Here is a 21,359-nt window from a genome sequence, read left to right as displayed (position 1 = left end):
TGCCTGCGGTGGTTCGCTCCGTCAGGATGCCGGTTTGCCGGCCGGCCGCCTCGCCAGTGGAGATGCAGGATCAAGCGCAGAACCTCTAGATCGAGATGCCATGCCTATTGTTCCAGCCCAAAAAAACGATAAAATTGAAACATATCTAAACTGAACTTGCCAGCCAGCCTGCGCCTGTGTACCGTCGTTTTGAGCAGGCAATAGCTTGCTTATATCGGCTTGACATGGTGGCACCTGCGTCATGCGACTATATTAGTAAGTAGTGTCTCCCTAAAAGAAATATATCCGCCCTGTGGCGCAAGGTTTTTCGTGGAATTGTTTCGCGGGATGCCGTTGTCGCGACGATATCGTGCATTTCGATCGGGTAGGAGCAGAGCATGCGTCCCTCGCGGCGCGAATTTTTGCAGTGGAGCGCGGCCGGGGGCATCTCGCTCAGCCTTTCGCGCATGGCCAGCGCACAAACCCCCAATTTTCTCGACCGCGAGACATTGCCGGGCAGGGGTGTCGTCCACCCCGCGGCAGGGCGCGTCGACGGCGTCGCCAAAGTAACGGGCGCCAAGCTTTACGCCTCGGATTTCCGCGCCGCCGATCTGCCGGGCTGGCCCGCCGAGACGCATCACGCACTGCTGCTGCGCACGCCCGACGCCAGCCATCTCTATGAAGGGCTCGCGCTGGACGGGCTGGACGCGTCAGCCCGTCCAGCGGTCATCGTCACCGCCGAGGACGTCGCCAAGATCGGCCTGCGGGTGCCGGCCTTCTATACGGGCGACCTGTTCTGCCCGGTCGGCAAGACACCGCTCTATCTCGGCCAGCCGGTGGCGCTGCTGCTGTTCGACAGCTTCGATGCCTATGACCGCGCCCGGGTATTCCTGCGCGACAATCCGCATCTGAAATTCGGTGCCGAGACCGGCCCGATCGTCGGGCCGAACTACGCCGCCTTCCGCTTCACCCGCGTCGCCGGCCCGGACCCGAACGGGCCGGACCTCTATTCGCCCATTCAGGAGGGGTGGATCCGTCCCGGCTTCTTCGAAGGCTCCGGCCGACCGATCTGGGAGCCACTGCCGGTCGCCTCCGGCGGCGAATATGTGAAGGGTGCCAATTTCGGCACGCAGATCCGCGACGAGCTCGCCAAGCCGGCTGCCGGAACGCTGGTGATCGATCGGCAATTCGAGACCCAGTCCATCGACCCGATGTTCCTGGAGCCGGAAGCCGGCCTCGCCTGGTACGAGCCGGGTAGCAAGAAGCTGGAGATCGTGCTCGGCGTCCAGTCGCCCTTCGAGGCGGCGGAGGCCCTCGCGTATCTGGTCGGCGAGGCGCAGCCCGATTTTCGCCCGGCGAAGATCGATGCGCAGTTCTGCTATGTCGGCGGCGGCTTCGGCGGTCGCGACCACACGCCGTTCCCGCTCTATATGACGCTGGCCGCGCTGTATTTCCCCGGCAAGCCGGTGCGGCTCGCCCATGACCGCTTCCAGCAGTTCCAGGGCGGCATCAAGCGCCACGCTTTCAAGATGCGCTCGCGGATCGGCGTTGACCGCGCCACCGGGCTGATAACCGCCTTCGCCGCCGATCACGAACTCGACGGTGGCGGCCTCGCCAACTACTCGCCCAGTGTCGCGGTGGTCGGCGCCACCGCCGCCATCGGCATGTACGATGTCCCCAAGGTCGACGTGACGACGGTCGCCCTGCATTCGCGCGGCGTCACTGCCGGCTCGATGCGCGGCTACGGCACGCTGCAGACCATGACGGCGCTGGAAGTACTGGTCGACGAGGCGGCCACCTCCCTGCCGCTCGACCCGATCGAATTTCGCCGGCGCAACGCGCTGAAGGTCGGCGGCCGCACCATGACCGGCAACCCTTATTCGGTGTCGGTGCGCGCGCCGGATATCCTCGACAAGCTCGACGCCCACGCCATCTGGCGCGACCGTGCGGCCGAGAAGACCAAGGCGAAACCCGGCGTGCTGGTGGGTACCGGCGTTGCCGTTGCCGCGAAGGATTATGGCACTGGCGCCGACTGCTCGCTGGGCTCGGTGAGCATCGACGCCGAGGGACGGATCTCCATCCATTCCGACGCGGTGGAAATGGGCAACGGCATCGGCACCGCGCTCGCCAACCGCGTCGCCGGCCATATCGGCGGCATTGCCGACGAGGTGACGGTGGCGCAGGTCGACGTGTTCGACGAACTCGAGCTGTTCAAGTCCGGCGATCCCTATTCGATCACCCAGGAAGCACAGGACAAGGCGGCAGCCGATCCGCGCTGGGTGCCGGAGATTTCCTCGGCGACCAGCGCTTCCATCGGCGCCCATGTCGGCACGCATGCGGCTGCCGAGGCGGCGCGGATCCTGTTCCGCTTCGGCCTGTGGCCGGCGGCGCTGGCGATCTGGGGCATCGCGCCGGGCGATCCGCGCGCGAAGCAGCATGGCGAGGCCTATTGGCAGGGCGAGACGCTGGTTATTTCCGGCCTCAACCCGCTGCCGCTCAAGGCGATCGCCGCCAAGGCACACGCCATGGGCGGCGTGACCGGCGCGATGACGCACGCCTTCTCTCGCTGGGCATGGGCGCAGGCCACTTTCGATGTCGCCGGCGAGTCGTGGACCGCCGACATCGATGCTCTGGCACTCCGGCATGGCTCCGGTGAGTTCACGCGGCTCGACCGCAAGGCGGTGGCGTTCCCGCCCGCCGATTACAACCGCATCGGCACCTCGTTCTCCTCCATGTGCGGCACGACGCTGCGGGTGGAGATCGAGCGAGCCACCGGCAGGCTCACCATCGCCAAGGCCTATAGCGTGGTCGAATGCGGCGAGGCGCTGGTGCCGGAGATCGTGCGCGGCCAGTCGCAGGGCGGCTTCGCCATGGGCGTTGGCTATGCGCTGCTGGAAAACCTGCCGCTCTATGAGGACGGTCCCGGCAACGGCCAGTGGAATCTCGGCCGCTACGTCGTCGCCCGCGCTTCCGACCTGCCGCTGCACGACCTCGAGGTGGAGATCCTGCCGCCGCTGTCGCCGCGCGAGCCGCCCAAGGGCATGGCCGAAGTGGTGATGATCCCGGTGGTGCCGGCGCTGCTCAACGCCATCTGTGACGCCACCGGGCATCGTTTCCAGTCGCTGCCGGTCACGCCGCAGATGATCAAGGGAGTCCTCGCGTGACCGCGCTCAGCCTCACCATCAACGGCCGGGCCATCGGCCCCATCGAGGTGCGCGACGACCTCTCGATGAACGACTTCCTGCGCGAGGTGCTCGGCATGACCGGCACCAAGTTCGGCTGCGGCGCCGCGCAATGCCTCAGCTGCGCGGTCATCGTCGACGATGGTGGTATCAGCGCCACCCGCCCGACCTGTATCGCCCCGGCGGTGGACTTCGACGGCCTGAGCATCCGCACGGTGGAAGGCCACGCCACCGGCGGCGGGCTCACTCCGCTGCAGGTGAGCTTCATCGAGCATTTCGCCTTCCAGTGCGGCTACTGTACCCCCGGCTTCCTCAATGAGGGACAGGTGCTCCTGGAGCGGCTGGCGCGCGACCCGATCCCGCGCGCGGATCTGGAGCGCACCATCACCGAAGCGTTGGACGGGCATCTGTGCCGCTGCTCCGGTTATGTGAAGTACCACGAAGCGGTGCGCGCGGTCGTCCTGGCCGATGCCGGCCGCTATCTCACCTGAGCGGGGGGCACATGATCCGCGAATGGCGCCTTCCCGCCCTGATGGCGGTCGCCGTGCTGGCGAGCGCGGTGGCGACGGGTTTCAGCGATCCCGGCCAGTCGGCCACCGGCGCGGGGACGCTGGCAGCCCCGGCCGATTTCGCCAGCATCGTCGATCCCAAGGCCCGCTCGGCGGCCTATTTCACCGAGCTCGGCAAGGTGGTCACCAATCCGCGCTGCACCAATTGCCACCCGGTCACCGACCGGCCGCGGCAGGGCGACGAGGCGCGCCCGCACCAGCCGCCGGTGTTCCGCGGCGTCGACGGCTTCGGGCTGGAGACGATGCGCTGCAATTCCTGCCACGGCAAAGCCAATTTCGATCCCGCCCGCATGCCGGGCCATGAGGCCTGGCATCTGGCGCCGGCGGAAATGGCCTGGGAAGGCAAGACGGTTTCGCAGATCTGCGAGCAGATCAAGGACCCGAAGCGCAACGGCAACCGCAAGCTGACCGACCTGATCGAGCATATCGGCAAGGACACGCTGGTCGGCTGGGCGTGGCATCCGGGGCCGGGCCGCACGCCCCTGCCGGGCACGCAGGAACAGGCCGGTGCGCTGGTCGAGGCCTGGGTGGAATCGGGGGCCTATTGTCCCTGACCGACCGGGGGCCGCAGTCCATCAACAAAACAGCGGCCGGCGGAGGCCGCGAGGGGAGAACGCCGTGAACCGTATCGTCACTCTTCGCCGGGCGTTGCTGGCGGGTGCCGCGCTGACTGGCCTTGCCGGGGCGCCGGCCCATGCACAGGCGCAGTCCGACATCCCGGCCTATATGGACGTTATCGTCGGCGCCAAGGTGCCGGACGCCGCCACGGTCGCCAAGAACAATGTGCTGGCGCTCAATACCGGCATGTTCGACCTGTATTCCGACGCCTCCAAGCTGGTGCAGGCGAGCATTCTCGCCCAGCACCCGGTGATCCTCGGACTGTTCTCCGGTGCCGGCGGCCGCTTCATCCTCTACCGTCCCGGCCAGCCGCCGCTGGAAGGCCCGCCGGTGCCGGAAGTGTACCAGTTGCTGAAATCGGTCGGCCACAGCGTGATGGCGCTGGGCGTCGTCGTCGGGCCGCATATCGCCAAGAAGGACGACGGCTCCTGGCAACCCCAGGTGCAGGCCTATCGCGTGCGGCTCAAGGCAGCGCTGGATAGCCTCGACAAGACCTCGATGCCGGAGGAGTGGCGCGCCAACAACCGCGAGCTGATCTCCGAGAACATCGCCTTCATCGACAAGGTGGCAGCCGGCGAGACGGTGAGCTTCGCCGATGTGCAGGCCTTCGCGGCGAAGCAGAAGAACCGGCTGAAGCTCAATATCCAGTGGGCGGCCGACACGCAGGTGAAGCACTGGATGGGCGTGCTGGCCGGCTGGAAGAAGGACCTTGGCCCCGACTGGGACAAGGTCTATGCCGCGTCCAACACCATCTATGTCGCCCGGCAGAACAACGTGCTCTACAGCGTGCTGGCGCAGTTCTTCACGCCGGAGGACATCAATTCCCGGCTGATCCTGATCGAGACGGTGTCCTTCACCACCACGCCGAACGATATGCTGGATTCGCTCACCCGCATCATCGCCGACCGCACGGTGGGCGAGACCTTCTTCGGCAGCCGCTATTTGATGGACTACGAGCTGATGGGGGGCGATGCCCGCGATTCCATCGTTGCGCAGACCAAGGCGATGGGGCTGCCGACCAACCTGCCGCCCAAGGTGCCGTTCGGCTCGCATCAATGGCCGACGCTGATAACCCCCGGTCCCGGCCCGGCGTCGCTGGCCGACCTGCCGTAGTCGCTCCACATGTCGTCGCATCGCGACGGCTGGACGAGGGTGGGAGAGGGCACGTCACTGCGGCGGCCTGGCCGCCGTGGCCGCTCGGGATCGATGGCAGGGCGAAGAAAAGCGGGGGCGACCATGGACAGGCTTCATCTCACCGCCGATCCGATCAGGCCGTGTCGCGGCGGGCGGGGAGGATGGCGTGCGGCCACAGGCCGGGCACTGCTGCTCGGCCTGCTGGCGGCCACTGTGCTGCCGGGTGCTTCCGGTCCGGCGCGGGCGGTGCAGGACGTTATCACTGGCCTGCCGCGCGAGGCGGTGCCGGTGACGGCGTGGCCCAATGGCAAGAAGGTCGCGGTGGCCTTCGTGCTCTATGTCGAGGACTGGGGCGTCGGGCATGGCCCGGTGCTGCGCCCGGACATGACCGAGCGCCGCCCCGACGTGGTGAATGAGGCGTTCCGGCAATATGCCATTGATTTCGGCCTCACCCGGGTCGGCCGGCTGTTCAAGGATGAGGGGGTGCCGCTCAGCTTCGCGTTGAACGCGCTTTTCCCCGCCGCGCATCCCGAAGTGTGGAAGGCGCTGCGCGCCGTTCAGCCCAACGCGCCGATCCTCGGTCACGGCCTCAACAACTCGACGCAGATGCTGCCGCTTGCCGAAGGGCCGGCGGCGCAGCGGGCCTATATCCGCCGCACGCTGGACATGATCGAGCACGATACCGGCGAGCGTCCCGTCGGCTGGTCCAGCCCGAGCGTCTATCCCGATGGCGAGACCTTCGCCGCCTCCGCCGCCGAGGGCATACGCTACACGCTCGACGCGATGGATTCCGACAATCTCACCCAGCTGAAGACGCCGACCGGCCCACTGCTGCAGATTCCCTATCCGGCGGTCACCGTCGACATGGGGCATTATCTGCTGCGCGGCATGGAGCCGGGCGACCTCGAGCGGCTGTGGACCGACTATATCGGCGAGCTCGCCCGCGAGGCGTCAGCCGATCCGTCGCGCGAGGCGACGGTGGTGGCGATCGGCATCCATCCCTTCGTGGTCGGCACGCCGTCGGGCGCCGCCGCCATGCGGCGGGTGCTCGACGTGGCGAAGTCGCTCGATCCGGTGTGGCTGACCGATACGCAGGCGATCTTCGAGGCGGCGCGCTGAACGCACCGCCGGCCTCCTGAAAGCGGCAGGTCTCCGGAGCTCGTGTACGTCTCCGCGCTAATGGCTGCGTGTCGGCCGGTCGAGCACGCGCCGACCCATCAGACTGGCCACCAGATCGACCATCAGGCGGGCGGTGCGGCCGCGCTCGTCGAGGAACGGATTCAGCTCCACGAGATCGAGGCTGGTGACGAGGCCGCTGTCGCAGAGCATCTCCATGACGAGATGCGCCTCGCGGAAGGTCGCCCCGCCCGGCACGGTGGTGCCGACGCCCGGCGCGATGTCGGGATCGAGGAAGTCGACGTCGAGACTGACATGCAGCAGGCCCTGCGCCGCCTCGACCTTCTCGATGAAGCCGCGGAGTAGGGCCGAGATGCCGTGCTCGTCGATGGCGCGCATGTCGTGCACCATCACCTTGCCGGCGGCGAGCCGCGCCCGCTCGGCGGGGTCGACGCTGCGTATCCCCATCATGCAGATGCGGGAGGGGTCGAGCGGTGCGGCGAGCGGCGGGAAGATGCCCTCGAAGCCCGGCTGGCCGGTGGCATAGGCCATGGGCACGCCGTGGAGATTGCCGCTCTCGGTGCTGTCGAGCGTGTGTAGGTCGGGATGGGCGTCGAGCCACAGTACGAAGAGCGGCCGCCCGAGTTCGGCGGCCCGCCGGCTGAGGCCCGACAGCGTGCCGGCCGCGAGGCTGTGATCGCCGCCGAGGGTGATGGGCATGCCCTCGGCGCTGGCCTCGTAGGTCGCGGTGGCGAGCAACTCGGTCCAGGCGACGATTTCCGGCAGCGACTTGATGACGGCATTGCCGTGGCGCACATCGGGCCACGCTTCCGGCGACGGGAACAGGTTGCCGCGGTCGAGGACGACATGGCCGAGATCGCTGAGCGCGGCGGCGAGGCCGGCCGCCCGGAAGGCGCTTGGCCCCATGTCGCAGCCGAGCCGCCCCGTGCCCTCCTGCACCGGAGCCCCCAGCAGGATGCATGTCGTCATCGCGGCCTCCCTCGTCGGCGGATGGGTGGAGGACCGCAGCCTATCCAAGCCCGCCGTCACGTGCCACCGGCCTGACGTTGGGACCGCTCTTTATGTCGGCCTTATGCGACACCCCTTCGATCGCAATCGCATCCTGATGCCGTCGCTCCTAGCTTTCCGTTGCGGCGCACGATCCCGCGCCGGGTAACTCGCGAAGCATCATGAAACGTCTCAGGAATGCCGTGGCGGCCCGCATCGCCCCCATCGCCAACAAGCTGCGCTTCGCCGTCGGCAAGGACAGCTTCGGCCGCTGGGTCGCCCTCGAATTGCAGGGGCGCGCGGGTGGCTTCTTCCGCAGCCAGGAAGCTGCGCTGCACTACGCGATGACCGAATGCGGCGGCCGGCGCAGCGCCGTGCGCCTCGCGCGCCGCCCGCTGTCTCCGCCGTTCTGAACCGGGAGGGTGAGATGTTGCGCGGAACCCTGGTCCCGCTGGTTACCCCCTTCCTCGGCGCGGCCATCGATGCGGACAGCTATGCCGACCATATCGAGCGGATGCTGGCCGGCGGCGTCGGCGGGCTCGTCGTCGGCGGCATCGTGGGCGAGGGGCCGACCCTCGCGCCGGCCGAGCTGGTGCGGCTGGTTCGCATCGCGGTGGCGGTCGCCAATCGCCGGGTGCCGGTGATCGCCGCGACCGGCACCCATTGCACCGCGACGACCATCCAGGCGACGCAGGCGGCCGCCGATGCCGGCGCGGCGGCGGCGCTGCTGGTGACGCCCTATTACAACAAGCCCTCGCAGGAGGGGCTGTTCCGCCATGTCGAGGCGGTGGCGAAGGCCTGCCCGCTGCCGCTGGCGCTGCACAATGTGCCCCAGCGCACGAATATAAGCCTGGCGCCGGCGACGCTGCGCCGGCTGGCCGAGTTGCCCGGCCTGTTCGCGCTGCTCGACGAGGATGACAGCCCAAGCCGCAGCGCGGCCCTGGCGCAGGTCTGCGCAGAGCGGCTGTGGCGGATCGCGCCGAGCGGGCAGGCGGCCTTCGCGCCGGGCCTGCGGGCGCCGCGTGCCTGTCTGGCGCCGCTCGCCAATATCGACCCGCAGCTGTGTGTCTCGCTGTGGGAGAAGCGGCTGTCCGGCCGGGTCGAGGAGGAGGCGCGGCTGGCGGCGGTGCTGGTCCGGCTGCAACGGGCGCTCGATCTCGCGCCCGAGCCGGCGGGGCTGAAATATGCCGTGTCGCTGGTGAACCCACTCTTCGGCCATCTGCCTCGCTTGCCACTGACCGAGCCGGATGCGGATTGCGCGGCCGCCATTCGCGCCGCCCTGGCCGGGCTGGCGAGGGCGCATAAATGCCTGCATAGCGAGTTCATGTGATGAAAACCGATCTTCGGATGCGACGTTCCTGCCGCCGGCCGGATGGCCGCTGGCGCCATGGCCATGAGTTCATCACTCATATGGCGGTCATTCTCAGCCTGGTGTTCGTCATTGCCATGGCGCTGAGCCGGCTGGTTCACCCCTGAGCCGCCCGCCGCTCCCAGGCGGCGCGGATGATCTCGACGAGCTGGCGCAGCGCCGCATGGTTCTGCCGCCGGCTCGGGTAATAGATGGCGAAGCCGGCACCGGTGGAGGCCCAGTCCGGCAGCACCACTTCGAGCCGGCCGTCGGCGAGATGCGGGCGCACCCGCTCCTCCAGCACATAGCCGATGCCGAGGCCACGCACGGCGGCGTCGATGGTCGTCGCGGTGTCGTTGAAGGTGAGGGTACCCGGCAGATCGAGGCGGACGAGGCGCGCGCCGTCGCCGAGCTCCCAGCGATAGACCGCATTGTTGCCGAGCATCAGCCGCAGGCAGCTGTGATGGGCGAGCTGCGCCGGCCCGTCCGGGCGTCCGGCGCGGGCCAGATAGGCCGGGGAGGCCACCGTCACCCAGCGCAGCGGCGGCGTGAGCGCCATCGCCACCATATCCTCCGGCACGGTGTCACCGTAGCGAATGCCGGCATCGAAGCCCTCGGCGACGATGTCGACCGGCCGGTCCTCCACGGCGACCGACAGCCGTGTCTGCGGGAACCGGGCGACGAAGTCCGGCAGGGCAGGGTGCAGCAGCAGGTTCGCGGCGTCGCTGGGGATGTTGAGACGGATTTCGCCGAGCGCGGCGGCGCGTTCGCCCGCAGCCTCGTCCAGCGCGGCGGCGATGGTGTCAAAGCCCTCACCCAACCGCTCGGCGAGGGTGAGGCCGAGCGCCGTCGGCGCCACCGATCGGCTGGTGCGGTTGAGCAGCCGCGCGCCGAGCCGCGCCTCCAGCCGACGGATGGCGTGGCTGAGCGCGGAGGTCGTCAGCCCCATCTCGATCGCCGCGCCGGTGAAGCTGCGGTGGCGGACGATGGCGGCGAAGGTGCTGAGATCGGCGAGGTCGGAGCGCGAGAAGGCAGCCATGTGTGAACTCTGAGCCGATCATCGTTGAGGCGGGTTCATCAAAGCCCGGCTGATCGGCAGGGACAAGCCCCGGCGGCAGTGCATCCGATCGGTGGATCCTGATGGGCTCTCCGGATCTAGGAGGCTGGCCGGCGTCGCAGCGCGTTCGAGGTGGCGAGCAGTTCCGCCACCCAGTCGACGAAGACGCGCAGGCGGCTGCTGAGATGGCGGTTCGGCGAATAGACGACATGCAGGATGATCGGCGCCGATGTCCACTCTGGCAGCACCCGCACCAGCCGGCCGGCCTCCAGATGCGGCTCGATCAGCGAATAGATCGACTGCGCGATGCCGAGCCCGGTCAGGCAGGCAGCGAGATAGGCGGTGGAATCGTTCACCGCCAGCACATAGGGCGGGTCGAGCTCGTAGGCCTCCTTGCCGCGCATGACGTCGAAAGGCAGGCGCCGGCCGGTGCGCGGGCTGAAATAGGCGATGGTCTGGTGGCCATTCTCCAGATCGTTCGGATGTTGGGGCATGCCGTGGCGCTGGATGTAGCCGGGGGTGGCGCACAGCACGAGCTCGATCTCGCCGACCCGACGCGCGATCAGGCCGGGATCGAGCACATCGCCGCCGCGTATGGCGCAGTCGATATTCTCCGCCACCAGATCGGCCGGGCGGTCCGACACGCCGAGATCCAGCTGGATGTCGGGATAGCGGGCATGGAAATCCGGCAGCGCCGGGATCAGCACGTGAAGCGCCAGCGAGGTGCTGATGTCGACGCGCAGCCGCCCGGCCGGGCTGGCCTGCGAGCGCATCATCGAGCCGTCGAGCTCCTCCAGATCGGACAGCAGCGTGACGGCGCGCTCGTAGTATGCTGCGCCGTCGGGGGTGACGCCGACCCGGCGCGTGGTGCGGTTCAGCAGCTTGGTGCGCAGATGCGCCTCCAATTGCTGGATCAGCTTGGTCACCGTCGGCTTGGGCATGTCGAGCAGGTCAGAGGCGCGGGTGAAGTTCCCCGCCTCGACCACGCGGACGAAGGCCCGCATTGCCGCGATCTGATCCATGGTGCCCTCGGCGTGTGTGACGATTGAAATACGATATTGTTTCCCTGTGTGAATAATGAAATCCCGATTTGGGTATTTTTTCGCCGGCAGTGGGAGACTAAATCTCGCTGCACCGCAGCAGGGATGAAATCGGGTGGCCTGTGCGGCCTCCATTTTTCCAGGGTAATCGCATGTCGGCTTTGTGGACCGAGGACAGGTTGGATCTCGACGGGACGGTGTTGCCGATCCGCGTCTACCGTTCCGGTGTGCTGGCGCGGCCGGCGCCGCTTGTCCTGCACCTGCATGGCGGCACCTTTACCTGCGGCGATCTCGATTGCAGCGCGCTGATCTGCCGGGCGATGGCGGAAGCGGGCGCCGTCGTGGTGTCGGCCGACTATCCGCTGGCGCCGCAGCATCCGTTTCCCGCGGCGCTGAATGTCAGCTTCGCCGCGCTCGGCTTGCTGCATCGTCAGCGGTCCCGCTGGGCGGGACGGGGCGCCAAGCTGTTCGTTGCCGGCGAGGAGGCGGGCGCCAACATCGCCACCGCCCTCACCCTGATGGCGCGCGACCAGCTCCAGCCGCCGGTTGCCGGCCAGATCCTGATCTCGCCGATGCTGGATCCGAGCCTGGCCTCCGGCTCCATCCATGCCGCCGAGGCCGGCGCCGCCGGCTGCAAATGGGCGGATGGCTGGCATTCCTATCTCGGCTCGGCCGACAAGGGGGCACACCCCTATGCCGCGCCGCTCGGTTCGCGCCGTCTCGGCGGCGTGGCGCCGGCGTTGATCATCACCTCGGACGACTGCCCGATGCGCGACGAGAGCCTCGATTATGTCCGCCGCCTGCAGGGCTGCGGCGTGCCGGTCGAGAGCCATGTCGTCGCCGAAACCTCGGACTGGCCGCAAGACACTGCCGATGCCGACAGCCTGCCCCGTTGGGCGCAGGAACTGCGGCCCTTGTTCGCTTCCTTTCTGGCGGGGCACTCGATCGCCGCCGCCGAATCCGTTCAGGCCTGAGGGCCGGGAGATCGCCGCATGAGCACCGAACACGCTCGTAATCATTCCGCCGTACCGGAAATCGTCCGCGCCGAACTGGCACGTGCCGGGGAGACCCCGCGTCGCCGCCGCTGGCGCGAGGCTGGGCTCGCCTTCAGCCTTGCCGGCATGGCGACCGCCGCCGCCGTCTGGCTCGCCTGGCCGATCACCGAGGCGCTGGCCACCGATCCGCCGGCCGGGCAGGCGCAGCAGCCGCCGGCGACGCCGGTGTCGGTCGCCGTGCTCAAGGCGCGCGACACCATGCAGTGGGACGAGTTCTCCGGCCGCCTGCAGGCGGTCGAGCGCGTCGAGGTACGGCCCCGCGTCGCCGGTGCCGTGAAGACGGTGCATTTCCGCGAGGGCGCGCTGGTCAAGCAGGGCGACCTGCTCGTCACCATCGATCCCGATCCGTTCCAGGCGGCGCTCGACCGCGCCGAGGCGCTGCGCCAGGCCTCGGCGGCTCAGGTCGAGTTCACCCGCAGCGAACTCGACCGCGGCAAGCAGCTCGTCGACAACAAGGTGGTGTCGGTGCGCGACCTCGACCAGCGCACCAACAGCTTCCGCGAGGCCGAGGCCAATCTGAAGGCGGCCGAGGCGGCGGTGCAGACCGCCAAGCTCGATCTCGACTATACCGAGGTGCGCGCGCCGGTGGACGGCCGCGTCGGCCGGCTCAACGTCACCGTCGGCAATCTCGTCGCCGCCGGCCCGACCTCGCCGGTGCTGACGACGCTGGTGTCGGTGGACCCCATCTATGTCAGCTTCGACGCCGACGAGGGCGTGGTGAGCCAAGCGCTGGCCACCATCGGCGATGGCGACGTGCTCGGCAGCATCGACCGCATCCCGGTGGAGATCGTTACCGCGACCACCGGCGGCGAGCCGATGCGCGGCCATCTTCAGCTGGTCGACAACCAGGTAGACGCCGCCACCGGCACCTTCCGCCTGCGCGCGGTGTTCGACAACCCGCAGGGCCGGCTGGTGCCGGGCCAGTTCGCCCGCGTGCGGATGGGCCGGGCCAAGACCGAGCCGGCGCTGGTGATCAATGAGCGCGCCGTCGGCACTGACCAGGACAAGAAGTTCGTCTTCGTCGTCGATGCCGACAGCAAGGCCGCCTATCGCGAAGTGAAGCTCGGCCCGCCCACCGGGGGGCTGCGCGTGGTCGCGAGCGGCCTGAAGGACGGCGAGCGCGTCGTCGTCAAGGGCCTGCAGCGGGTGCGCCCCGGCGCGCTGCTGGCGCCGGAAGTCGTGCCCATGGAAACCGCCTCCGCCGCCAAGGCGACGGACCCTGCCACGGTCGCTGCGCAGTAACGCCGACCGCGTTCGCACCCGATCCGTTTTTCGCCTCCTTTGGGGGGAGGACGTTATGAATCTGTCCAAATTCTTCATCGACCGGCCGATCTTCGCCGGCGTCATCTCCGTTTTGATCTTCGTGGCTGGCCTTCTGGCGCTGCGGGTGATGCCGATCTCGGAATATCCCGAGGTCGTGCCGCCGCAGGTCATCGTGCGCGCTCAATATCCCGGCGCCAGCCCGAAGGTCATCGCCGCCACGGTGGCAACGCCCATCGAGGAGCAGATCAACGGCGTCGAGGACATGCTCTACATGTCCTCGCAGGCCACGACCGACGGCGCGTTGACGCTCACCGTCACCTTCAAGCTCGGCACCGACCCGGACAAGGCGACGCAGCTGGTGCAGAACCGCGTCAGCCAGGCCGAGCCGCGCCTGCCGGAAGAGGTGCGCAGCCTCGGCGTGACCACGGCGAAGAGCTCACCCAACTTCATCATGGTGGTGCATCTCGTCTCGCCCAATGACCGCTACGACACCACCTATCTGCGCAACTACGCCGTGCTGAACGTAAAGGACCGGCTGGCGCGCATCTCCGGCGTCGGTCAGGTCGATATCTTCGGCGCCGGCGACTACTCGATGCGGGTCTGGCTTGATCCGCAGAAGATCGCCGAGCACGGCCTGTCGGCCGGCGACGTCGTGAACGAGATCCGCGCCCAGAACGTGCAGGCGGCTGCCGGTACGGTCGGCGCCTCGCCGGCGTCGCAGGGGGTGGAGCTCCAGCTCACCGTCAACGCCCAGGGCCGCCTGGAGACCGAGGAGGAGTTCGGCGATATCGTCGTGAAGACCGGTGCCGACGGACAGGTCGTGCGCCTGCGCGACGTTGCCCGCATGGAGCTCGGCGCCTCCGACTATGCGCTGCGGGCCTTGCTCGACAACAAGCAGGCGGTCGGCATCGGCGTGTTCCAGGCGCCGGGTTCCAACGCGCTGGAAATCGCCGAGAACGTCCGCAAGACGATGGACGAGGTCAAGCTGACCATGCCGGATGGCGTCGGCTACGAGATCGTCTACGACACTACCCGCTTCGTCGACGCCTCCATCGAGGCCGTGGTGCACACGCTGTTCGAGGCGGTGCTGCTGGTGGTCATCGTCGTCGTGGTGTTCCTGCAGACTTGGCGCGCCTCGATCATTCCTCTGCTCGCCGTGCCGGTGTCGATCGTCGGCACCTTCGCGGTGATGTATGTCTTCGGCTTCTCGATCAACGCGCTGAGCATGTTCGGACTGGTGCTGGCCATCGGCATCGTCGTCGACGACGCCATCGTGGTGGTGGAGAATGTCGAGCGCAACATCGAGGACGGGCTGTCCCCGCGTGACGCCGCCTACCGGGCGATGAGCGAGGTGTCCGGTCCGATCATCGCCATCGCGCTGGTGCTGGTGGCGGTGTTCGTGCCGCTCGCCTTCATCACCGGCCTCAGCGGCCAGTTCTACCGGCAGTTCGCGCTCACCATCGCCATCTCGACGGTGATCTCGGCGATCAACTCGCTCACCCTGTCGCCGGCTCTGGCCGCCATGCTGCTCAAGGGGCACCATGCCGAGCCGGACCGCCTGCAGCGGGTCATCAACGCGCTGTTCGGCTGGTTCTTCCGCGGCTTCAACTATGTGTTCACCCGCGGCTCGTCCGGCTATGGCCGCGGCGTGCGCGGCGTGCTCACCGTGAAGAGCGTGGTGATGCTGTTCTACGCCGTCATGCTGGGCGCCACTTGGTGGCTGTTCCAGGCGGTGCCGGGCGGCTTCGTGCCGGCGCAGGACAAGCAGTATCTGGTCGGCTTCGCCCAGCTGCCCGACGGCGCCACGCTCGACCGCACCGAGGAGGTCATCCGCCGCATGACCGAGATCACCCTGGCCGAGCCGGGCGTGGCGAATGCGGTGGCCTTCCCCGGCCTGTCGATCGCCGGCTTCTCCAACTCGTCGAGCGCCGGCATCGTGTTCTCGGTGCTGAAGCCCTTCGAGGAGCGTAAGGACCCCTCGCTCAGCGCCGGCGCCATCGCCATGTCGCTGAACCGGAAATACGCCGCGATCCAAGATGCGTTCATCGCCATGTTCCCGCCGCCGCCGGTGCAGGGCCTCGGCGTGGTGGGTGGCTTCAAGATGCAGATCGAGGACCGCGCCGGCCGCGGCTTCGAGGAGCTCGCCCGCGTCACCAACGCCTTCATGGCCAAGGCGATGCAGGCGCCGGAACTGGTCGGCCAGTTCACTACCTTCCAGGTGAACGTGCCGCAGCTCTTCGCCAATGTCGACCGCACCAAGGCCCGCCAGCTCGGCGTGCCCATCCAGTCGGTGTTCGAGACGCTGCAGGTCTATCTCGGCTCGCTCTATGTCAACGACTTCAATAAGTTCGGCCGCACCTATTCGGTGCGTGTGCAGGCGGACGCGCCCTACCGCGCCAAGCCCGAGGACATCGGCAAGCTGAAGGTGCGCTCGAATTCGGGCGAGATGATCCCGCTCTCCGCGCTGCTCAAGGTGGAGATGACGGCGGGGCCGGAACGCGCCATGCGCTATAACGGCTTCCTCACCGCCGACTTCAACGCCTCGCCGGCGCCGGGCTATTCGTCCGGCCAGGCACAGGACGCGGCCAAGCGGATCGCCGCCGAGGTGCTGCCGCCCGGCTTCGACTATGAATGGACGGACCTCACCTATCAGGAGATCCTGGCCGGCAATTCGTCCTTCCTGGTGTTCCCGCTCGCCCTCTTGCTCGTCTTCCTGGTGCTGGCGGCGCAGTATGAAAGCCTGACCCTGCCGATCGCGATCATCATGATCGTGCCGATGGGGCTGCTCGCAGCGCTGTTCGGCGTCTGGCTCGGCGGCGGCGACAACAACATCTTCACCCAGATCGGCCTCGTGGTGCTGGTGGGACTGTCGGCGAAGAACGCGATCCTGATCGTCGAGTTCGCTCGTGAGCTGGAGTTCACCGGCCGCAGTCCGGTGGAGGCGGCGGTGGAATCGGCGCGGCTGCGTCTGCGGCCGATCCTGATGACCTCCTTCGCCTTCATCATGGGCGTGCTGCCGCTGGTGCTCTCCACCGGTGCCGGCGCCGAGATGCGGCACGCCATGGGCGTGGCGGTGTTCGCCGGCATGATCGGCGTCACCTTCTTCGGCCTGTTCCTGACGCCGGTGTTCTACGTGCTGCTGCGGCGGCTCACCGGCAACCGGCCGCTGCGCCAGCACGGGCACGCCATCATCGCCGTGCCGCACCCGGCGGAATAGGCGGAGTTCGACCGCAACTTAAGGCTCGCCCGGTCCCTGGACCCGGCGGGCCTTTTTTTATCGGGTCACGAGGCTGCGAGGTGGCAATCCACCGGCCGGATGCAGGACTATGGTCAGGACATCGTCCGGTGAGCGGGCGAGCCGACGGGCCGGACTTTCTCACCTCCGCAGCAACAGGGACCAGATCATGAAGATCGATCTTTCGGGCAAGACCGCCCTCGTCACCGGCTCCACCGAGGGCATCGGGTTCGCCATCGCCAAGGGCCTGCACGAGGCGGGCGCCACGGTGGTCGTCAACGGGCGCACGCAGGCCAAGGTCGACGCCGCCGTGGCGCGGCTGGGCGGAAGCGCGCGCGGCCAGGCGATCGACCTCGCCACCGCGGAAGGCGCGAAGGCGTTGGTCGCCGCCGAGCCGGCCTTCGACATCGTGGTCAACAATCTCGGCATCTTCCAGCCGCTGGATTTCTTCGAGGCCGACGACGAGGTCTGGGAGCGCCACTGGCAGGTAAACGTGATGGCGTCAGTGCGCGTGGCGCGCGCCTATCTGCCGGGCATGGCGGAGCGGGGCTGGGGACGCGTGCTGTTCCTCTCCTCGGAATCCGGCTTCAACATCCCCGTCGAGATGATCCATTACGGCGTCAGCAAGACCGCCGACATCGCGGTGGCGCGCGGGCTGGCGAAGCGCATGGCCGGCACGGGGGTGACGGTCAATTCCATCCTGCCCGGGCCGACGCTGTCGGAAGGCGTCGCGGCGATGCTCAAGGATGAGGTGGCGGCCGGCAAGACGCTGGAGCAGGCGGGTGCCGACTTCGTCAAGGCGCACCGGCCGGGCTCGCTCATCGGGCGGCCGGCCAGCGTGGAGGAGGTGGCGAACATGGCGGTCTACATCGCCTCGCCGCTGGCCTCCGCCACCACCGGCGCGGCATTGCGCGTCGATGGCGGGCTGGTCGACTTCATCGTCTGATCAGGGGAAACAGGACGCTGGCCGACATGGGACGGGCAGGGGACTGCCCGTCTTGCGGGATCAGGCCATGCGGGCGTCCGGTGCCGTGCCGTCCAGTCCATAGGCGGCGGCGATCAGCGCGCGGGTGTAGTCCGCCGCCGGCGCGCGGTAGACCTCCTCGGTCGGCCCGGCCTCCACCAGCTGCCCGTGACGCATCACCATGATCCAGTCGGAGAGGGCTCTCACGACGGAAAGATCATGACTGATAAAGAGATAGGACAAGCCGTGCTCTTTCTGTAGCCGGCGAAGCAGCTCGACGATGCCCTTCTGCACGGAGCGGTCCAGCGCCGAGGTGGGCTCGTCCAGCACCAGCACGCGCGGCTTCAGGATCAGGGCACGGGCGATGGCGATGCGCTGGCGCTGGCCGCCGGAGAATTCGTGCGGGTAGCGATTCCGCAGGGCTGGATCGAGGGTGACGTCCTCCAGCGCCGCGATCACCGCCCGCTCGCGGGCGCGGGCGTCGAGCCCCGGCTCGTGGACGCGCAGGCCCTCGGCGATGATCTCGCCGACCGTCATGCGCGGCGACAGCGAGCCATAGGGATCCTGGAAAACGATCTGCGCCTGCCGGCGCAGGGCGCGCAATCCGGCGGCGTCGATGAGGCCAGTGGAGTGGCCGAAGAGGCTGATGTCGCCCCTCGCGTCGACCAGTCGGATCAGTGCGCGGCCGAGGGTCGACTTGCCCGATCCGGACTCGCCGACGATGCCGATGGTCTGGCCCTGCCTGAGGGTGAGGCTGACCTTGTCCACCGCGTGGATCTCCAGCGACGGGCCCGCAAACAGCCCGCCGCCGATCTGGAAGGTGACGTCGACGCCGCGCGCCTCCAGCACCACCGGGGCGTCGCCGGGTGGGGGTGGCTTGGTGCCGGTCGGCTCGGCGGCGAGCAGCATGCGGGTGTAGTCGTGCGCCGGCCGGGTCAGCACCTCGCCCGCCGGGCCTTCCTCAACCACCTTGCCGTAGCGCATCACCGCCACCCGGTCGGCGAAATGCCGGGCGAGGCCGAGATCGTGGGTGATGAACACGATGCCCATGCCGAAGCGCCGTTGCAGCGAGCGCAGGAGCTCGATGATCTGTGCCTGCACGGTGACGTCCAGCGCGGTGGTCGGCTCGTCGGCGATCAGCACCTCGGGCTCGGCGGCGAGCGCCATGGCGATCATCACCCGCTGGCGCTGGCCGCCGGACAGTTCGTGCGGATAGGCCCGCAGGCGGCGTTCCGGCTCGGGTATGCCGACCAACGTCAGCAACTCGACGGCACGGGTGCGGGCGGCCCGCCCGCTCAGCCGCTTGTGGCGGACCAGCGGCTCGGCGAGCTGGCTACCGATGGTGTAGAGCGGGTCGAGCGAGGTCATCGGCTCCTGGAAGATCATGGCGATCTTCGCGCCCCGCACCTCGTCGAGCGCGCGGGAGGAGAGGCCGAGGATCTCGCGGCCGCGATAGCGCACGCTCCCGCCGGCGCGGCCGTTCTTGGCCAGAAGGCCCATCGCCGCCATCATCGCCTGGCTCTTGCCCGAGCCGGATTCGCCGACCACGGCAAGGGTCTCGCCGGACTTCAGGGCGAGGTCGATGCCACGCACCGCGTGCACCTCGCCGTCCGGCGTGTCGAAGCGCACGTCGAGGCCGGCGAGTTCGAGGAGGGCTGTCGTCCCGCGGGTCGTCTCAGCGGTCATCTCAGCGGTCCTTCGGGTCGAGGGCGTCGCGCAGGCCGTCACCGAGGAAGTTCAGCGCGAACAGCGTCGAGGTCAGGAACAGCGAGGGGAACAGCAGCAGCCAGTTGGCGGCCGGGATGTTCTTCGCGCCCTGCGCGATCAGCACCCCCCAGCTGGTCAGCGGCTCCTGCACGCCGAGGCCGAGATAGGAGAGGAAACTCTCCAGGAGGATCACCTGCGGCACCAGCAGCGTCATGTAGACCGCCACCGGGCCGAGCGTGTTCGGCACCACGTGCCGCCACAATATGCCGGCGGAGGAGACGCCGAGCGCGGTGGCGGCCTGCACATATTCCTGCCGGCGGATCGACAGCGCCTGCCCGCGCACGATGCGCGCCATGTCGAGCCATTGCACCGCGCCGACCGCGATGAACATCAGCACGAAGTTCCGGCCGAAGAACACCACCAGCATGATGACGAGGAAGATGAAGGGCAGCGAATAGAGCACGTCGACGATGCGCATCATCACGTCGTCGACCCGGCCGCCGAGATAGCCGGCGGTGGCGCCGTAGATGACGCCGATCATCACGGCGGTGAGCCCGGCGAGCAGGCCGATGGCGAGCGATACCCGACCGGCGATGAGGGTGCGCGTGAGAAGGTCGCGGCCGGTATTGTCGGTGCCGAACAGGAAATGATGCTTCGCCACCGCCGTGCTCAGCGTCATGGTCTGGCCGTCGGGGGAGGTGGTCTCCACCTTCGGGTCGGCGAAGCTCGACGAGCGGTCGAAATAGCGCACCACGCGCGGATCGATCGGCCGCGACGAGCGGATGGTCATGGTGAGGCGATCGTCCTGCTCGTTCCACGACACCAGCTCGACCCGCATGCGCCGGATCACCTCGTCCAGCATGCCGGAGATCTGGTCGGGCTTGGGGTAGGCGGAGAGGCTCGGCGGCACGCGGACATAGTCGGTGTAGATGGTGGTGTAGGCGTGCCCGGTGAGCAGCGGGCCGCCGAGGCAGGCGACCGCCATCAGCAGCAGATAGACCGCGCTGACCACCGCGGCGCGGTTGGCGGCGAGCCGCCGCCAGGCGTCGATCCACAAGGAACGCCCTTTCGCGGGCGGGGACGCGGCCGGCGGAGCGGCGGCGGGCGGGGTGGCCGCAGGGCCTGGAAGGACGGTGTCAGTCATAGCGCACCCGCGGATCGACCAGCGCATAGAGAAGGTCGACGATCAGGTTGAACACGATGACGAACACGGCGATCACCACCACCGTGCCCATCACCAGCGTGTAGTCGCGGTTCAGCGCCGCATCGACGAAGTAGCGGCCGACGCCGGGAATGGCGAAGACGGTCTCCACCACCACCGAGCCGGTGAGCAGCGCCGCCGCCGCCGGCCCGGCATAGGAGATGATCGGCAGCAGGGCGCCGCGCAGCGCGTGCCGCACCACCACCGACCAGCCGCCGAGCCCGAGGGCGCGGGCGGTGCGGATATGGTTGGCGCGCAGCGACTCGATCATCGCCCCGCGCATCAGCCGGGCGACGATGGCGATCTGCGGCAAAGCGAGGGTGAGCACCGGGCCGATCTTGTTGACCAGTGCGCCGCCGCCCCAGCCGGCGACCGGCACCCATGACAAAGTGAGCGCGAAGACCAGCTGGTAGAGCGGCGCGATGACGAAGGTCGGGATCGTCGAGCCGGCGGTGGCGAGCGCCACCACGGCATAATCAACCCCCCGGTTCTGCCTGAGCGCGGCGACGACGCCGAGCGCCGAGCCGAGGATGAGCGCGAGGATCAGCGCCGAGGCGCCCAGCTGGATCGACACCGGCAGCCCGACCCGGAACAGGTCGGCCACGGTGAAGTCCGGCAGATTGTAGCTCGGGCCGAAATTGCCCTGCAGCAAGTCGGCCAGATAGTTGAGATATTGCCGCCAGAGCGGCGCATCGAGCTGGTAGACGCGCTCGAGATTGGCCCGCACTTCCGGGCTCAGCCCGCGTTCCTGGCTGAACGGCCCTCCGGGTGCCACCCGCAGCAGGAAGAAGGACAGGGTGACGATGAGGAACAGCGTCGGGATGGCGGTGAGGAGCCGCCGCAGCACATAGCGCAGCAAGAGAGTCGTCCTCGTGTCGGGGAG

General features: G+C 68.4%; 18 protein-coding genes. 12 read left to right on the top strand and 6 right to left on the bottom strand.

Features of this window, described 5'->3' with window-relative positions:
- The first annotated feature begins 377 nt into the window (after positions 1–377).
- The 5 genes from KHC28_RS18905 (at position 378) to KHC28_RS18885 (ending at position 6,601) form a co-directional block, all read left to right on the top strand.
- Complete coding sequence (locus tag KHC28_RS18905) at positions 378–3,143, top strand: xanthine dehydrogenase family protein molybdopterin-binding subunit (protein ID WP_214009851.1); 2,766 nt, start codon at positions 378–380, stop codon at positions 3,141–3,143.
- Complete coding sequence (locus KHC28_RS18900; protein ID WP_214009850.1) at positions 3,140–3,652, top strand: (2Fe-2S)-binding protein; 513 nt, start codon at positions 3,140–3,142, stop codon at positions 3,650–3,652. Before KHC28_RS18905 ends, KHC28_RS18900 begins: the two co-directional genes overlap by 4 nt.
- 11 nt (positions 3,653–3,663) lie before the next feature.
- Positions 3,664–4,284, top strand: a complete 621-nt coding sequence (locus KHC28_RS18895) for an Isoquinoline 1-oxidoreductase subunit (protein WP_214009849.1) — start codon at positions 3,664–3,666, stop codon at positions 4,282–4,284.
- A 64-nt stretch (positions 4,285–4,348) separates the two neighbouring features.
- Positions 4,349–5,461, top strand: a complete 1,113-nt coding sequence (locus tag KHC28_RS18890; protein WP_312893258.1) for a hypothetical protein — start codon at positions 4,349–4,351, stop codon at positions 5,459–5,461.
- A gap of 123 nt (positions 5,462–5,584) precedes the next feature.
- Complete coding sequence (locus KHC28_RS18885) at positions 5,585–6,601, top strand: polysaccharide deacetylase family protein (protein ID WP_246564956.1); 1,017 nt, start codon at positions 5,585–5,587, stop codon at positions 6,599–6,601.
- 57 nt (positions 6,602–6,658) lie between these two features.
- Here the strand turns inward: KHC28_RS18885 and rocF are convergent, their stop codons facing one another.
- Positions 6,659–7,588: an arginase gene (rocF, locus tag KHC28_RS18880; protein WP_214009848.1), complete on the bottom strand. Its 930-nt coding sequence runs from the start codon at positions 7,586–7,588 to the stop codon at positions 6,659–6,661.
- A gap of 200 nt (positions 7,589–7,788) precedes the next feature.
- Between rocF and KHC28_RS18875 the strand changes: the two genes are divergently transcribed.
- The 3 genes from KHC28_RS18875 to KHC28_RS18865 are packed head-to-tail and all read left to right on the top strand — an operon-like array spanning position 7,789 to position 9,082.
- The gene (locus KHC28_RS18875; RefSeq protein WP_214009847.1) at positions 7,789–8,019 is read left to right on the top strand and encodes a hypothetical protein; all 231 of its coding nucleotides are present in this window, start codon (positions 7,789–7,791) and stop codon (positions 8,017–8,019) included.
- A gap of 14 nt (positions 8,020–8,033) precedes the next feature.
- A complete protein-coding gene (locus KHC28_RS18870; protein WP_214009846.1) occupies positions 8,034–8,936 on the top strand; it encodes a dihydrodipicolinate synthase family protein in 903 nt (300 codons plus the stop codon).
- A complete protein-coding gene (locus tag KHC28_RS18865; RefSeq protein ID WP_214009845.1) occupies positions 8,936–9,082 on the top strand; it encodes a hypothetical protein in 147 nt (48 codons plus the stop codon). The genes KHC28_RS18870 and KHC28_RS18865 overlap by 1 nt, the downstream gene beginning before the upstream one ends.
- On the opposite strand, the gene KHC28_RS18860 is transcribed toward KHC28_RS18865, so the two are convergent.
- Both KHC28_RS18860 and KHC28_RS18855 read right to left on the bottom strand, forming a co-directional pair.
- Positions 9,073–9,993 (bottom strand): LysR family transcriptional regulator, encoded by a 921-nt coding sequence (locus KHC28_RS18860; RefSeq protein ID WP_214009844.1) that lies wholly within the window; start codon positions 9,991–9,993, stop codon positions 9,073–9,075. The two genes, KHC28_RS18865 and KHC28_RS18860, sit on opposite strands and share 10 nt — an antisense overlap.
- Before the next feature lie 116 nt (positions 9,994–10,109).
- Positions 10,110–11,033, bottom strand: coding sequence for a LysR family transcriptional regulator (locus KHC28_RS18855; RefSeq protein ID WP_214009843.1), 924 nt, complete (start codon positions 11,031–11,033; stop codon positions 10,110–10,112).
- A 170-nt stretch (positions 11,034–11,203) separates the two neighbouring features.
- On the opposite strand from KHC28_RS18855, the gene KHC28_RS18850 reads away from it, so the two are divergent.
- The 4 genes from KHC28_RS18850 (at position 11,204) to KHC28_RS18835 (ending at position 17,550) form a co-directional block, all read left to right on the top strand.
- Positions 11,204–12,025, top strand: coding sequence for an alpha/beta hydrolase (locus KHC28_RS18850; RefSeq protein ID WP_214009842.1), 822 nt, complete (start codon positions 11,204–11,206; stop codon positions 12,023–12,025).
- Between the two features lie 147 nt (positions 12,026–12,172).
- Positions 12,173–13,348, top strand: coding sequence for an efflux RND transporter periplasmic adaptor subunit (locus tag KHC28_RS18845; RefSeq protein ID WP_376772760.1), 1,176 nt, complete (start codon positions 12,173–12,175; stop codon positions 13,346–13,348).
- A 55-nt stretch (positions 13,349–13,403) separates the two neighbouring features.
- Positions 13,404–16,586 (top strand): efflux RND transporter permease subunit, encoded by a 3,183-nt coding sequence (locus KHC28_RS18840; protein ID WP_214009840.1) that lies wholly within the window; start codon positions 13,404–13,406, stop codon positions 16,584–16,586.
- A 187-nt stretch (positions 16,587–16,773) separates the two neighbouring features.
- Positions 16,774–17,550 (top strand): SDR family NAD(P)-dependent oxidoreductase, encoded by a 777-nt coding sequence (locus tag KHC28_RS18835; protein ID WP_214009839.1) that lies wholly within the window; start codon positions 16,774–16,776, stop codon positions 17,548–17,550.
- Between the two features lie 60 nt (positions 17,551–17,610).
- On the opposite strand, the gene KHC28_RS18830 is transcribed toward KHC28_RS18835, so the two are convergent.
- Genes KHC28_RS18830 through KHC28_RS18820 form a run of 3 tightly spaced genes read right to left on the bottom strand, consistent with a single transcriptional unit; the run spans position 17,611 to position 21,335 of the window.
- On the bottom strand, positions 17,611–19,254 hold the full coding sequence (locus KHC28_RS18830) for an ABC transporter ATP-binding protein (RefSeq protein WP_214009838.1): 1,644 nt from the start codon (positions 19,252–19,254) through the stop codon (positions 17,611–17,613).
- 1 nt (position 19,255) lies between these two features.
- Positions 19,256–20,419, bottom strand: coding sequence for an ABC transporter permease (locus KHC28_RS18825; RefSeq protein WP_376772753.1), 1,164 nt, complete (start codon positions 20,417–20,419; stop codon positions 19,256–19,258).
- Positions 20,412–21,335 (bottom strand): ABC transporter permease subunit, encoded by a 924-nt coding sequence (locus KHC28_RS18820; protein WP_214009836.1) that lies wholly within the window; start codon positions 21,333–21,335, stop codon positions 20,412–20,414. The genes KHC28_RS18825 and KHC28_RS18820 overlap by 8 nt, the downstream gene beginning before the upstream one ends.
- Between the last annotated feature and the right edge of the window lie 24 nt (positions 21,336–21,359).

It is taken from the genome of Ancylobacter sonchi (genome assembly GCF_018390695.1).
Classification (GTDB): Bacteria; Pseudomonadota; Alphaproteobacteria; order Rhizobiales; family Xanthobacteraceae; genus Ancylobacter; species Ancylobacter sonchi.
This window is presented reverse-complemented; position numbering and strand designations above follow the sequence as displayed.